Origin of the sequence: Bradyrhizobium sp. AC87j1, assembly GCF_002936975.1 — a bacterium.
In the GTDB taxonomy this organism is placed as follows: Bacteria; Pseudomonadota; Alphaproteobacteria; order Rhizobiales; family Xanthobacteraceae; genus Bradyrhizobium; species Bradyrhizobium shewense.
This window is the reverse complement of sequence record NZ_PTFE01000024.1, coordinates 1-13,660: the sequence shown is the minus strand read 5'-3', so window position 1 is coordinate 13,660 and position 13,660 is coordinate 1. Positions and strand designations below refer to the sequence as shown.

At 65.6% G+C, this 13,660-nt stretch carries 11 protein-coding genes; 6 read left to right on the top strand and 5 right to left on the bottom strand.

The annotated features are described in order from the left end of the window. Positions 1-9: 9 nt before the first annotated feature. Positions 10-1,191 carry a GNAT family N-acetyltransferase gene (locus CV770_RS14915; protein ID WP_104462873.1) on the top strand — a complete coding sequence of 394 codons (1,182 nt, stop codon included), beginning with the start codon at positions 10-12 and terminating at the stop codon, positions 1,189-1,191. Positions 1,192-1,357: 166 nt separating this feature from the next. Here CV770_RS14915 and CV770_RS14910 read toward each other — a convergent pair whose 3' ends face one another. After that, positions 1,358-3,670, bottom strand: coding sequence for a GumC family protein (locus CV770_RS14910; protein WP_104462872.1), 2,313 nt, complete (start codon positions 3,668-3,670; stop codon positions 1,358-1,360). 205 nt (positions 3,671-3,875) lie between these two features. On the opposite strand from CV770_RS14910, the gene CV770_RS14905 reads away from it, so the two are divergent. The 3 genes from CV770_RS14905 to CV770_RS14895 all read left to right on the top strand — a co-directional run bounded on the left by CV770_RS14905 (position 3,876) and on the right by CV770_RS14895 (position 8,094). Continuing rightward, positions 3,876-5,009, top strand: a complete 1,134-nt coding sequence (locus tag CV770_RS14905; protein ID WP_104462871.1) for a glycosyltransferase family 4 protein — start codon at positions 3,876-3,878, stop codon at positions 5,007-5,009. Between the two features lie 120 nt (positions 5,010-5,129). Further along, positions 5,130-6,677 (top strand): undecaprenyl-phosphate glucose phosphotransferase, encoded by a 1,548-nt coding sequence (locus CV770_RS14900; protein WP_165637705.1) that lies wholly within the window; start codon positions 5,130-5,132, stop codon positions 6,675-6,677. A gap of 160 nt (positions 6,678-6,837) precedes the next feature. Continuing rightward, entirely contained in the window at positions 6,838-8,094 is a 1,257-nt protein-coding gene (locus CV770_RS14895) for an O-antigen ligase family protein (protein WP_201759863.1), read from the top strand. Here the strand turns inward: CV770_RS14895 and CV770_RS14890 are convergent. Beyond that, positions 8,069-8,539 carry a MarR family transcriptional regulator gene (locus tag CV770_RS14890; RefSeq protein ID WP_165637712.1) on the bottom strand — a complete coding sequence of 157 codons (471 nt, stop codon included), beginning with the start codon at positions 8,537-8,539 and terminating at the stop codon, positions 8,069-8,071. The genes CV770_RS14895 and CV770_RS14890 overlap by 26 nt on opposite strands. Before the next feature lie 147 nt (positions 8,540-8,686). On the opposite strand from CV770_RS14890, the gene CV770_RS14885 reads away from it, so the two are divergent. After that, positions 8,687-9,883, top strand: coding sequence for an FAD-dependent monooxygenase (locus CV770_RS14885; RefSeq protein ID WP_104462869.1), 1,197 nt, complete (start codon positions 8,687-8,689; stop codon positions 9,881-9,883). A 114-nt stretch (positions 9,884-9,997) separates the two neighbouring features. Here the strand turns inward: CV770_RS14885 and CV770_RS14880 are convergent, their stop codons facing one another. The 3 genes from CV770_RS14880 to CV770_RS14870 are packed head-to-tail and all read right to left on the bottom strand — an operon-like array spanning position 9,998 to position 12,774. After that, complete coding sequence (locus tag CV770_RS14880; RefSeq protein ID WP_104462868.1) at positions 9,998-11,176, bottom strand: saccharopine dehydrogenase family protein; 1,179 nt, start codon at positions 11,174-11,176, stop codon at positions 9,998-10,000. Positions 11,177-11,185: 9 nt separating this feature from the next. Next, entirely contained in the window at positions 11,186-11,968 is a 783-nt protein-coding gene (locus CV770_RS14875) for a DUF169 domain-containing protein (protein WP_104462867.1), read from the bottom strand. Between the two features lie 56 nt (positions 11,969-12,024). Beyond that, positions 12,025-12,774, bottom strand: a complete 750-nt coding sequence (locus CV770_RS14870; RefSeq protein WP_201759862.1) for a YdcF family protein — start codon at positions 12,772-12,774, stop codon at positions 12,025-12,027. Positions 12,775-12,959: 185 nt separating this feature from the next. Here CV770_RS14870 and CV770_RS14865 point away from each other — a divergent pair. Beyond that, the coding region (locus CV770_RS14865; protein ID WP_104462865.1) for an acetamidase/formamidase family protein at positions 12,960-13,660 on the top strand (701 nt) is incomplete at its 3' end.

Genomic DNA, 13,660 nt, shown 5'->3' with positions numbered 1-13,660 from the left:
GTTTCGCGAATGACCATGGCTGCGGCGATGCAAAGCCGGACGGCAGAAGCGCCAGCGCGGTCGAAAGCGAGCCGTATCGCGCATGTCGATATCCTCACCGATCTTGGCGCTGCCGAGGCGGTCTGGCGCGCCTTTGAGGAGCCCGGCCATCTCTTCACGCCCTATCAGCGGTTCGATCTGCTGAGCCCCTGGCAGCGACTGGTCGGCGAGCGCGAGGGTGCGCGCCCCTTCGTCGTGATCGCCCGTGACGCCGATCACACGCCATTGATGCTGCTGCCGCTCTCGCTGCGCCAAAGCCACGGCGTGCGCACCGCGTGCTTCATGGGCGGCAAGCATACCACCTTCAACATGGGCCTGTGGAACGCCGCGTGTGCCGCGCAGACCACTGCCGCCGATCTCGATACGCTGCTTGCGCCGCTGCGCGAGCACATCGACGTGCTCGCGCTGACGCAGCTGCCGCAGCGCTGGCACGGCCAGCAGAACCCGTTTGCTCTACTGCCGCGGCAGAGCCCGATCAACGGCTGTCCGCAACTGGTGATGGAGCCGGGCGGGCCGCCGGCGTCGCGGATCAGCAACTCCTTCCGCCGCCGCCTCAAGAGCAAGGAAAAGAAGCTCCAGGCGCTGGCCGGCTATCGCTATCACCTTGCCACGTCAGACGCCGACATCACCCGCCTGCTCGACTGGTTCTTCCGCGTCAAGCCGGTGCGGATGGCAGAACAGAAGCTCCCGAACGTCTTCGCCGAACCGGGTGTCGAGCAGTTCGTCCGCAGCGCCTGCCTTGCGCCGCGCGGTGAAGGCCGCGTCATCGACATCCATGCGCTCGAATGCGACGACGAGGTGATCGCGATCTTCGCCGGCGTCGCCGACGGCGAGCGCTTCTCGATGATGTTCAACACCTACACGATGTCCGAGCACGCCCGCTACAGCCCCGGCCTGATCCTGATGCGCTACATCATCGATCGCTACGGCGAGCGCGGCTACCGCTCACTCGACCTCGGCATCGGTTCGGACGACTACAAGCGGATGTTCTGCAAGGACGATGAAGACATCTTCGACAGTTTTGTCCCGTTGACCTCGCGCGGCAAGCTCGCGGCGATGGCAATGTCCTCGCTGAGCCACGGCAAGCGGCTGGTGAAGCAGAACCAGATGCTGTTTGATCTGGCCAGGCGGCTGCGGCAGGCGTTCGGGTAAACGTCACAAGCGCTTTAGCGCCCTCCATCCACTTGCGAGCAAACCTGTAGGGTGGGCAAAGCGAAGCGTGCCCACGTCTTATGTTATTGCATTGGATAGGTGGTGGGCACGGCGCATACGCGCCTTTGCCCACCCTACGATTCCTGGTGCGCGGAGAAAGAAGAGCCTACGCCGCCACCACGCGCGGCGCATCCACCGCATCCGAAGCCTGCACCGGCTTGCTCAGCATGGTCACCTCGCTGAATCCGACCGCCTTCAGCTGCTCGCACATCAGCGTGCGCGCATCGCTCGCCATCGAGGCATCGGGCACCACGACGGCGCGGGCATGCGCCGTCAGCAGTTCGGCCGGAAGGTCGGAGGCGCTGCCGGCGTCGATCAGCACGTGATCATAGGCGCGCAGCAGCGCGTCGATGGCGAGCGTCACCCGCGGCGATTGCAGCACGCTGCGGTCGAAGCCGGGACGGCCCGCCATGACGAGATGCAGCCGCGACAGCTTGTCCCGCGTGATGATTTGCGCGAACGACGCCTCGCCCTGCATCAGCTCGGCAAGGCCGGGCGCCGAAGCGTCGACGGAGACCGCGGCAATCGTCGGCGAGGACGCGGCGAGGTCGACCACGACGACGCGCGCCTCGCGCGCCAGATGCCGGGCAAGCGTCAGCGTCGACAGCGTGATGGCTTCGCCGGAGGCGGTGCCGAGCACCGTGACCTTCTTCGCCACCGCGCCCGCGGCGCGCAGGCTGCCGGCCAGATTTTCGATTTCGGTGAATTCGGTGACGTCGGCATCATCAGTCATCTCCGGCTGAAGCGGCGCGGGCTCCGCCATGACCGGATCGGCGATCGGCTCGACCTCGGGCCGGACAACCGGCTGGACGACCGGCTGGACAACCGGTTCCTGGCGCACCGGTGCCTGCGTTTGCACCGGGCTGAACGCGGCCACCGTGCGCGGTGCGGTCTGGCGCAACAGCTCGCCGGTGACGACGACGCCGGACGAAAGCAGCAGCGTCGCGATCGTCGCGATCAGCACGATCGGCAGCTTCTTCGGGTAGGCCGGCGTGTTCGAGACGATGGCGCGCGAGATGACGCGGCCGTCGGTCGGCGCCGTGTCGATGGTCTCGCGGGTGTTGGCCTCACGGTACTTGGCGAGATAGGTCTCGAGCAGATCGCGCTGCGCCTTGGCCTCGCGTTCCAGCGCACGGAGCTGGACGTCCTGGCCGTTGGTCGAGGTCGCCTGCTTCTTGAGCTGCTCCAGGCTCACGGTCAGGCCATCGACCCGGCCGCCGGCGATCCGCGCGTCGCTTTCGAGCGAGCGGGAGATTTTGGCCGCCTCGTCGCGGATTTGATTGTCGAGATCGCCAAGCTGCGCCTTCAGCTCCTTGATCCGCGGGTGATTGCCAAGCAGTGTCGACGATTGCTCGGCAAGCTGCGCACGCAGCGTGACCCGTTGCTCGGACAACCGCCGCATCAATTCGGAGTTCACGACCTCGGAGGCCTCGATCGGCTTGCCGCTCTGGAGCATCTCGCGGATCAGGCGCGCCTTGGATTCCGCATCTGCCTTCAGCGCGCGCGCATTGTTGAGCTGGGTGTTGACCTCGCCCATTTGCTGGTTCGACAGCGTGGTGTTGTTGGTGCCGACGAACAGGCTCGACTTGGAGCGGAAGTCCTCGACCCTGGCCTCGGCGTCGGAGACCTTCTTGCGCAGGCTCTCGATCTCGCCGGCGAGCCACTGGCTGGCGTTCTTGGCCTGCTCCTGGCGCGCGCCCTGCTGGAGCACGAGATAGCCGTCGGCGATCGAATTGGCGACGCGCGCGGCAAGGTCCGGATCGGCGGACTGGAATTCGACCACAATCACGCGCGACTTGTCGACGGCGTAGGCCTGGAGACGATCGTAATAGGCATCGAGCACGCGCTCTTCCGGCGTCATCGAGAACGGATCGCGGCCGATACCGATCATCGCGGCCAGCGACTTCAGCGGCGAGATGCCTTGCAGCACGGGATCGAATTCGGGGCGTTCGGCGAGCTTGTTCTTCTTGATGATCTCCCGCGCCAGATCGCGCGACAGCACCAGCTGCACCTGGCTGGTGACGGCCTCGGCGTCGAGCGCCTGCCGCTCCTCGGTGCGGTCGCTGCTCGGACGCAGGAACACGTTCTCGCGGCCGTCGATGAGGATGCGCGATTCGGACTTGTAGCGCGGCGTGACGAGGTTGACGACGGCGACGGATGCGACGAGCGCGAGCACCGTCGGCACGATGATCCAGCCGCGCTTGCGCGCCAAGGCCGCGCCGAGCGCGTGCAGGTCGATATCGCCGGATTCGATTTGGGCCTGCTTGGTGACGACGGGCGCAGGCTTTGCTTCAAGCCTGACTTCAGCCTTGGTCTCGACCTTGGTCTCGAGCTTGGGCGCGACCTCGGGTTTGGCCTTCGAGACGGCCCGCGCGACCACGGCCTTGTCCTTGCCGGCACGCCAGAACGCTAAACGCATCGAACACTCCCGCAGGGGCAACGCCACTAAGCTACCTCAACCGGGGCGATTACACTCCATTAAGGTTGCCGCTGGGTTAATCGCGGCATGCGGCGACTTGCGCAGGCGCACTCGTCACCGTTTGTTAACCACGAGGGCCCTTAATCCGTCTCGATATTTTCCTAGGAATTGTTCGGCATTCGCCGTCGAGCGCTGGTTTTGATTCATGCCCCCCTCTCCTGACCGGCCGCTTCGTATCCTGCACGCCGTGCGTGCTCCGGTCGGCGGCATCTTCCGCCACATCCTCGACGTCGCCAACGGCCAGGTCGATCGCGGCCACCATGTCGGCATTCTCGCCGACAGCCTCACCGGCGGCGAGCGCGCCGACAAGGCCCTGGCAGAACTCGCGCCGCGGCTGAAGCTCGGCGTGTACCGGCTCGCGATCCGCCGCGAGCCGTCGCCGGACGATGTCCTGGTCTGGCTTCGCATGCGGCGCCTGATCGCCACGCTCAAGCCCGACGTCATGCACGGCCACGGCGCCAAGGCCGGCGCCTTCATCCGCATGCGACGACGCTCCGACGACACCATCCGCATCTACACGCCGCATGGCGGCTCGCTGCATTATCCCCTCAACACCTTCAAGGGTGAGTTTTACGCGCGGCTGGAGCGGACGCTGATGGACGCGACCGACCTGTTCCTGTTCGAGAGCGCATTCGCCCGCGACACCTATCAACGCATCGTCGGCACGCCCAAGGGCGTGGTGCATTGCGTCTTCAACGGCGTCACGCCCGAGGAATTCGAGCCCGTCGTGACCACCGACGATGCGACCGACCTCGCCTATGTCGGCGAGTTCAGGCACATCAAGGGCGCCGATCTCCTGGTCGATGCCGTGGCGCGCCTGCACGAGGGCGGCAAGAAGGTCACGCTGACGCTCGGCGGCGACGGCGAGGAAACGGCGGCGCTGAAGGCGCAGGTCGAGAGGCTCGGCCTCACCCATGCGATCCGTTTCATCGGCCACGTCAAGGCGCGCTACGGCTTCTCCAAGGGGCGGCTGCTGGTCGTCCCCTCGCGCGGCGATTCCATGCCCTATGTCGTGATCGAGGCCGGCGCGGCCGGCATTCCCATGATCGCATCGCGCATCGGCGGCATTCCCGAGATCTTCGGCTCCGAGAGTCCTGCCCTGTTCGCGCCAAGCGATTCCGAGGCCATGGCCGAGGCGATCGCGGCCGCACTCGACGATCCCACAGCAACGGCGCAGCGCGCCGTGTCCTTGCGCGAACGCATCTCGGCGCATTTCTCGCAAGCCGCCATGGTCGACGGCGTGATCGCCGGCTATCGCGACGCATTTGCCAATCATTAACCATCCTTAAGCCCGCTTTAGAAAATCTTCCGATTTGTTCGATAATCGAAGGACCAGGGGATGCCGCCCGGGGCGCCAACGCTATTGGCCCGCGGGTGCTTGAAATGGACGTGGACGCCCGTGGAACCGCTCAACGCACGCTCGATGCTCGATGCCGCGACCAGCGCCGCGGCGAAACCCGCTGACCAACCCTTCGTGGAGCGTCGCCGCCGGCTCTCGCCCGCAGCCCTCGACGTCGTCAACCAGAAGGTCGCCCGCGCCTATTCGCCGATCGTGATCGCCGGCTTCGTGCGCGTCGCCGACTTCGCGCTGCTGAGCCTCGTCGGTATCGCGCTCTATGTCGGTTATGTCATGCCGCTCTCCGGCTTCAGCTGGGTCTATCCCGCCGAGGTCATCGCCGTATCGATCGCGGCCGTGGTCTGCTTCCAGGCCGCCGACATCTATCAGGTGCAGCTGTTCCGCGGGCAGCTCCGGCAGATGACACGGATGATCTCGTCCTGGTCGTTCGTCTTCCTGCTGTTCATCGGCATCTCCTTCTTCGCCAAATACGGCAGCGAAATCTCGCGGCTGTGGCTTGCCGCCTTCTACTTCCTCGGGCTCGCCGCGCTGCTCGCCGAGCGTCTGGTGCTGCGCTCGCTGGTGCGCGGCTGGGCGCGCCAGGGCCGGCTCGACCGCCGCACCATCATCGTCGGCTCCGACAGCAATGGCGAGCAGCTGGTCGAAGCGCTGAAGGCGCAGGAGGATTCCGACATCCACGTGCTCGGCGTGTTCGACGACCGCAACGACAGCCGCGCGCTCGACACCTGCGCTGGCGCGCGCAAGCTCGGCAAGGTCGACGACATCGTCGAATTCGCCCGCCGCACCCGCGTCGATCTCGTGCTGTTCGCGCTGCCGATCTCGGCGGAAACGCGCATCCTGGAGATGCTGAAGAAGCTCTGGGTGCTGCCGGTCGACATCCGCCTCTCCGCCCACACCAACAAGCTGCGCTTCCGGCCCCGCTCCTATTCCTATCTCGGCGAGGTGCCGACGCTCGACGTGTTCGAGGCGCCGATCACCGACTGGGATCTGGTGATGAAATGGCTGTTCGACCGCGTCGTCGGCAGCCTCGCGCTGCTCGTGGCGCTGCCGGTGATGGGACTGGTGGCGCTGGCGGTGAAGCTCGACAGCCCCGGCCCGGCGCTATTCCGCCAGAAGCGCTTCGGCTTCAACAACGAGCGCATCGACGTCTACAAATTCCGCTCGATGTACCACCATCAGGCCGATCCGACCGCCTCCAAGGTCGTGACCAAGAACGATCCGCGCGTCACCCGCGTCGGCCGCTTCATCCGCAAGACCAGCCTCGACGAGCTGCCACAGCTCTTCAACGTGGTGTTCTCCGGCAATCTTTCCCTGGTCGGCCCGCGCCCGCATGCGGTGCAGGGCAAGCTGCAGAGCCGCCTGTTCGACGAGGCCGTCGACGGCTATTTCGCCCGCCATCGCGTCAAGCCGGGCATCACGGGCTGGGCCCAGATCAACGGCTGGCGCGGCGAGATCGACAACGAAGAGAAGATCCAGAAGCGCGTCGAGTTCGACCTTTATTACATCGAGAACTGGTCGGTGCTGTTCGACCTCTACATTCTCCTGAAGACGCCGATCTCGCTGCTGACCAAGAACGAGAACGCGTATTGAGCTGAGTTTCTCCGACATGCCCCGCGAAAGCGGGATCCAGTACGCCGCGGCGCCGACCGTCTTCTCCAATGGCCGCCACGGAGTACTGGATCGCCCGGTCAAGCCGGGCGATGACAGCGGTGTTTGTGGCGTGTGAGTAGCGTAAGCGTATGAGCATGTGATGGCGTATGCGGCAACAGCCGGTGGAGTGAACGTAGCCGTACCGGCTGCGCCCGGCGTGCTGGCGCTGCAGCGCGCGCTGGTGTGGCTGGTCGGCGCCTCCGGCGCGATCGTCTTCATCGAGCCGAGCCCCTACGAGATCATGACGCTGCTCGCAGCCGTCACGTTCTTCGCCACCGGCCTGCGGCTGCGGCTCGCGCTGATGCCGCTGGTGCTGATGCTGGTCCTGCTCAATGTCGGCTACACCATCAGCGCGATCCCGCTGTTCGAGCAGTCCGAGGTGGTGAGCTGGATCGCGACCTCCTGGTACATGGCGGTGACCGTGTTGTTCTTCGCGATGGTCACGTCCGAGGATACCGCGGCCCGGCTCGACATGCTCCGCCGCGGCCTCGTGGTCGGCGGAATGATCGCCTCGCTGCTGGCGGTCGCCGGCTATTTCCACCTGGTGCCCGGCGGCAACGACCTTCTCACGCTCTACGGCCGCGCGCGCGGCACGTTCAAGGACCCGAACGTGCTCGGCGCCTTCCTGATCCTGCCCGCGCTGTTTGCGCTGCAGAGCGTGGTTTCGGACAGACTGGGGAAGGCCTTCCGCAACGTCATCGCCTTCGGCATCATGTCGCTCGCGATCCTGCTCGCCTTCTCGCGTGCCGCCTGGGGCGGCCTCGTGTTGACCTCCGCCTTCATGCTGGCGCTGATGGTGCTGACCAGCCGCACCAACGCGCAGCGCTCGCGCATCATCATCATGGCGATCGTGGCCGCCGTGCTGGGCCTCGCGCTGATCGCGGTGCTGCTGTCGTTCGATTCCACCGCCGAGATGTTCAAGCAGCGCGCGAGCTTCGACCAGAGCTACGACGAGGGCCGCTTCGGCCGGTTCGGCCGCCACATCCTCGGTGCGGAAATGGCGCTCGACCTGCCGTTCGGCATCGGCCCCCTGCAATTCCACCGCTTCTTCCCCGAGGACACCCACAACTCCTATCTCAACGCCTTCATGTCCGGCGGATGGCTCTCCGGCGTGTGTTATCCCGCGCTGGTCTTCACCACCGTCATCATGGGCTTCCGGCACATCTTCGTTCCGGTGCCCTGGCAGCGCGCTTATCTCGCAGTGTTCTCCGCCTTCGTCGGCACCGTCGGCGAAAGCTTCGTGATCGACACCGACCACTGGCGGCACTTCTGGATGATGCTGGGCGCGATGTGGGGCATGATCGCGGCCGCGCAGATCTACAAGACTGGGGCTAGCGACGAAGCTTCTTCAGCTTGAGGGCCGGTCGTTTTTCCGGCGGCGTGTCGAGCAGGCCCTTCAGCGCCTCGGTCGCCGCGAGCACGCCCTTGTAGCCTTCGTTGGCGAAACGCAGCAGCAGCCGCAATTCCTCGTCGGAATAGCCGTTGCAGATCTTCTCCATCGCCTGCTGCATCGGCACGTAGAACTGGCCGATCTTCATCGCCGCGTCCGGCACGACGGCGATGAAGACCTTGCGGCGGTCTTTCTCATCCCGCTCACGGCGCACCAGCCCGGCCTTTTCGAGCCGGTCAACCACGCCGGTGATCGCGCCGGTCGTGAGGCCCGTGACCTCGGCGAGCCTCCCTGCGGTGACGCGTCCCTCGAGATACAGGATGTCCATGCATTCGAGATCGGAATTGGCAATTCCGGCAACGTTGGCAACGGTTTGCCCGTAGAGCACGCCCTGCGCCGACGACCTGCGCATGGCCTCCTCGAGCTCCTGCAGCAGCGCAGCGCGCGCCTTCTTCCTTGACAAGGCCGACCTCATATCTTAGGCGATATATATCTTAGTCACTAAGAGATTTAGCGACCGTAATTCCTCCTAGCACCACGGAAACGTCGGGAGCAAGCCATGTCCTATCGACCCCGCAAGGCCCTGATCATCGGCGCCGGCATTGCCGGACCCGTGGCCGCGATCCTGCTCCGCCGCGCCGGCATCGAGTCCGCGATCTACGAGGCCTGGCCCTATTCGAAGGGCATCGGCGGCGGCCTTCAGATCGCGCCGAACGGCATGCATGTGATGGACGAGATCGGGCTGGCGAATGAGTTGATCAGCCGCGGCTCGGTCGCAGAATCCTTCGACTTCTATTCGCAACGCGGCGCGAGGCTCGGTTCGATCAACCGCGACATGGAACGGCGCTTCGGCCAGCCTGCGGTGAACGTCTGCCGCGCCACGCTGAACGAGATCCTGGTCGACAAGGCCTGGTGCGCCTGCGTTTCGCTCTATTTCGAGAAGCGCCTGATCAAGGTCGAGGACCGCGGCGACCAGCCGATCATCGCCTATTTCGCCGACGGCACCACGGCCGAGGGCGACTTCCTGATCGGCGCCGACGGCGTGCACTCGATCACACGTCGGCAGGTGGTGCCGGATGGACCGCAGCCCTTCAACACCGGACTGATCGGCTTCGGCGGCTTCGTGCCGCACGCCGTCCTCGACGGCAGGCCGATCGGCCGGCACGTCGAGACCACGTTCGGCCAGAGCGGCTTCTTCGGTTATGGCTATTGCAGCCCCGATCCCACGGACGGCGTGATGTGGTGGAGCACGCAGCCCGCGCACGGCATGGACGCTGCGATGTTTCGCGCCCTCGACCCGTCGACGCTGAAGCAGCATCTGCGCGGCTTCCATCGCGGCTGGCACGATCCGATCCCTGATATCATCGAGGCCGCCGAGAACATCGTGGTCACGGACACGCTCGACGTCGCGACCCTGCCGACCTGGTCGCGCAAGCGCTCGCTGCTGATCGGCGATGCCGCGCATGCGACCAGCCCCCATGCCGGCCAGGGCGCCTCGCTGGCGCTCGAAGACGCGATGCGGCTTGCGCGCCTGATGCAGGAGGGCCAGGAGCTCGGCGCCACCTTCCAGGCCTTCGAGGCGGAGCGCCGCCCGCGCACCGAGAAGATCGTCGCTATGGCGCGCCGCAACGGCAACAGCAAGCGCGAATTCAGCGCCACCGGCGCATGGGTTCGCAATCAGATGCTGAAATGGCTGCTGCCGCTGGGATCGAAGAGCATGGAGTTCATGTACGCGTATGACGCGAGGGCGGTGTAAGCGGCACGAACGCTGCCGTAGGGTGGGCAAAGCGCAGCGTGCCCACCATCTCTCTCCAATCGGGACAATGGTGGGCACGGCGCGTTGCGCCTTTGCCCACCCTACGGCACCGAGCTAGCTCTCCACGGTGAACGTCAGCCCGGCATGATCCTGCAGCCGCTTGATCAGCTTGTGCTGCATCGCTGCGCCCGGGGTCCAGAAGCCGGCCGGAACGTCCGCCGCGTCGCGCAGCAGGCAGATCGCGCATTCGGAAATCATCTTCGAGGTCGAGCCGTAGCCGGGATCGCGGTCGCCGGTGACGCCGGCGCGGACCTGGCGGCCGTCCGGCGCGATCGCAACATACAGCAGATTGAACAGACCGTTCTCGCGCTCTTCCTTCGACGGCCCCTCGCCCGGCTTCGGCGCATTCGGGCCGGTCTTCTCGGCATTGACCGCCATCACGCGCTTCGCGTTGGCCTCGCCCTTCTCGCCGGGACCGGTCAGGACCATCTCGTCGTAGACGAACTCGCGGCCGTAGGGAAAGCCCATCAGCATGTTGGAACGATGGACGTTGCGCGTGTTGATCAGTGCCATCATGAACGGCGCGGCCCAGGATTGCAGATCCTCCTCGTAAGCCGCTCTGTTGCCTTTCGGCTGCTTCGGACCGGTAAATCCGGGCGTCAGCGCAAAATGGTCGTTGAGGATGGCGACGAGGCTAAGATCCTTGGCGACGGCATCGAAGGTCGCTTTCGCGCTCGCTGCGGTACCGCCGGACAGCGTGCCGCGCATGTCGCGCACGCGGCCCTTGACGCGCGCGGCCGGCGCGCCGAACACGCGCCTGGCCTCTTCCTGCACGAAGAACGTGCCAAGCTCGAACGGCACGGAATCGTAGCCGCAGGAAAACACGATGCGCGCGCCGCTCGCCTTGGCCGCCGCATCGTACTTGTCGATCATCTGGCGCATCCAGACCGGCTCGCCACAGAGATCGAAATAGTCTGTGCCCGCAGCGATGCAGGCCGCGAGCAACTCTTCACCGTAGAATTGATACGGTCCGACCGTCGTGATCACCGATCTGGTCTGCGCCACCATCGCCTTCAGCGAGGCAGCGTTCGACGCATCCGCCACGATCAGCGGCGTATCCGCGGGCGCGCCGATGGCGTCGCGCACCGATTTGAGCTTGTCGAGGCTACGGCCTGCCATCGCCCACTTCAGCGCCTTGTCGTCCTTGTAATTCGCCGCCAGATACTCGGCGACGAGCTGGCCGGTGAAACCGGTCGCGCCGTAGACGACGATGTCGAATTTCGCAGAGCTCATGACTGGCCTTTACTTCTTCGCGTAACTCACGCCCATGCCGGCACGGACGTCGCTTTGAATGCCATAGGGCGGGATCGGATAGCGCAGGCCGTTCTTGGCCAGCGCCTTCATGCCTTCAATTGCCTTGGCGAGATGCGACGGCTTCAAGGCCATCAGCATCTCCTCGTCCGGCACGCCGCCATAGCGCCGTTCGGCATAGCATGGCAAGGACAGGCTGGGCTCCCCGGTTTTGAGCGCCCGCCCCCAGGAATCCGCGCAAGCCGTCTCGCCGACGACGCCCCATTCGAACTTCTTGTAGCCGGTATATTGCAGCCCGTTGATCAGGATGATCATCTGCCCGGGCGTCGCATAGACCAGGCAGATGTCGGGCGGATCGAGCCGGCCGCTGGCGAGCGGACTGACGGCGAGCGCCTGATACTGTCCGAACGGAACCACGTCCAGCGCCTCCTGGCGCTTGCGCGCGTCGTCCGCGGTGCCGTGCCAGACCCCGACATAATTTTCGCCGGCGAGCCATTTCTCGTCCTGGGGGCTGAGCCCGATCACTGCGCGGCATTGCGCGCCGACAAGGTCCTCGGCGGTGATGCCGACGGTCCAGCCCAGGCGCGCGGCCATGCTGACGATCTGGTCGGTGGTGTGGATCGCATTCGGCCGCCGGATTTTCGGGATCGCCTCCATCTCTGCCGCTTGCGCGAACAGCTTCATGCCGATCACATTCGTCTTCAGCCGCAGCAGGCTGTTGAGATCGGCGACGAGGCCGCCAAGATCGATGCTGTCTGCACTCTGCTGTTGCATGGCTTCCTCCGGCCCGGCGATCGTGCGCCGTGTGTTCTTGTTTTACGGCTCTCGTTCTAGTCCTTGCCCGGTCCCGGAAGCAACTCGCCGGTCCGGCCCATCAGGCGGTAGGCCAAAAGGCCGATCCACTCGCGCACCGCAACTTCGGTTCGGCCCAGCCCGTCGGCGCCCATATTGGTGAAGGAGAAGAGATCGTCACGCCCGCCCATCCGCCAGTCCACGGGATAGGCCTCGACGTCAAATCCGGCCTTGCGGAAGATCCCCATCGAGCGCGGCATGTGGAAGGCCGACGTCACCAGAAGCCAGCGCTCGCCCGGCTTCGGCGTCACCAGCTCTTTCGTGAAGATCGCATTCTCCCAGGTGTTGCGGGAACTCCGCTCCAGGATGAGGCGCTGCTTCGCAATGCCCAGATTCTCCAGGATCGGCGCGGAATAGTCGGCCTCCCTGGCGTCGGTCGAGACCAGGTTCGCGGTCCCCCCGGTAAAGACGATGCGCGCATTCGGATAGCGGCGCGCGAGCTCGGCCGGCGCAAACAGACGGTCGGCGGCGTGCGCGACCACGGGCGTGCGATGCGCCGCCGACAAATCGGTGTCGACCGAGCCACCGAGCACAATGATGCCATCGGGCGCGCCGCGCGCGGGGTCCCACGCCGGAAAGCGCGACTCAAGCGGATAGATCAGGAGATTGCCGAGCGGCGAGAACGCCGCCAGCGCCAGCAGCATCAGCGTGGTCACCGCAAGCTTGCGGCCGAACGCGGCAAAGCGCGTCGCCATCAGCACCAGCGACAGGATCCCGAGCTCGACCATGAAGTTGATCGGCAGCAGCGCGGTGCCAAGCGTCTTGGAAAGGACGAAAAACAGGGGAGCCTCGCTGGAATGAACTGGCCGGTCCGCGCGGGGCTTGACCTGCCCGGCGATCTTCAGAAATCTTCTTGAAAGAGGATCGATCGCCGGGTCAAGCCCGGCCTGATGAAAGCGACCGGACGCGGCAAATGACCCATCACCACCTGCATTCCAGCCCCAAAACCTGCCATTGGGGCTTCTTCGAAGCCGCGCTCAAGCCCGTGCTGACGATCAAAAGCGGCGACGAGGTGACGGTCGACACCATCAGCGGCGGCCCCGACATGCTGCCCGACCGCGACAAGTTTCACATTCCCCCCGAGATGTTCGAGGTTCACGCCAACAACGAGCGCATGCTGCCCGGCCACATTCTCACCGGCCCGATCGCGGTCGAAGGCGCCGAGCGCGGCGACGTGCTCGCGGTCGAGATCCTCGACGTCCAGCTCCGGCAGGACTGGGGCTGGAACATGATCAAGCCGCTGTCCGGCACCCTGCCCGACGATTTCCACGAGACCCGCATCCTCAACATCCCGCTCGACCGGACGCGGATGACCGGCCGCATGCCGTGGGGCCTCGACCTGCCGCTCAAGCCGTTTTTCGGCGTGATGGGCGTGTCGCCGCCCCCTGGCTGGGGCCGTATCTCCTCGCTGATCCCGCGCGCGATGGGCGGCAATCTCGACAACAAGGAGCTCGGCGCCGGCGCGACGCTCTATTTGCCGGTGTTCGTGCCGGGCGCGATGTTCTCCTGCGGCGACGGCCACGGCGTGCAGGGCGACGGCGAGGTCTGCGTCACCGCGATCGAGACGGCGCTGCAGGGCCGCTTCCGCCTGACGCTGCGCAAGGACCTGAAGTT

What these genes read in the sequence shown, in the direction of transcription:
- CV770_RS14870 (WP_201759862.1), bottom strand. Translation starts at nt 12,774, where the DNA reads ATGGTCGAGCTCGGGATCCTGTCGCTGGTGCTGATGGCGACGCGCTTT.
- CV770_RS14890 (WP_165637712.1), bottom strand. Translation starts at nt 8,539, where the DNA reads ATGCGCAGGTCGTCGGCGCAGGGCGTGCTCTACGGGCAAACCGTTGCC.
- CV770_RS14910 (WP_104462872.1), bottom strand. Translation starts at nt 3,670, where the DNA reads ATGCGTTTAGCGTTCTGGCGTGCCGGCAAGGACAAGGCCGTGGTCGCG.
- CV770_RS14895 (WP_201759863.1), top strand. Translation starts at nt 6,838, where the DNA reads ATGGCGTATGCGGCAACAGCCGGTGGAGTGAACGTAGCCGTACCGGCT.
- CV770_RS14880 (WP_104462868.1), bottom strand. Translation starts at nt 11,176, where the DNA reads ATGAGCTCTGCGAAATTCGACATCGTCGTCTACGGCGCGACCGGTTTC.
- CV770_RS14915 (WP_104462873.1), top strand. Translation starts at nt 10, where the DNA reads ATGACCATGGCTGCGGCGATGCAAAGCCGGACGGCAGAAGCGCCAGCG.
- CV770_RS14885 (WP_104462869.1), top strand. Translation starts at nt 8,687, where the DNA reads ATGTCCTATCGACCCCGCAAGGCCCTGATCATCGGCGCCGGCATTGCC.
- CV770_RS14905 (WP_104462871.1), top strand. Translation starts at nt 3,876, where the DNA reads ATGCCCCCCTCTCCTGACCGGCCGCTTCGTATCCTGCACGCCGTGCGT.
- CV770_RS14875 (WP_104462867.1), bottom strand. Translation starts at nt 11,968, where the DNA reads ATGCAACAGCAGAGTGCAGACAGCATCGATCTTGGCGGCCTCGTCGCC.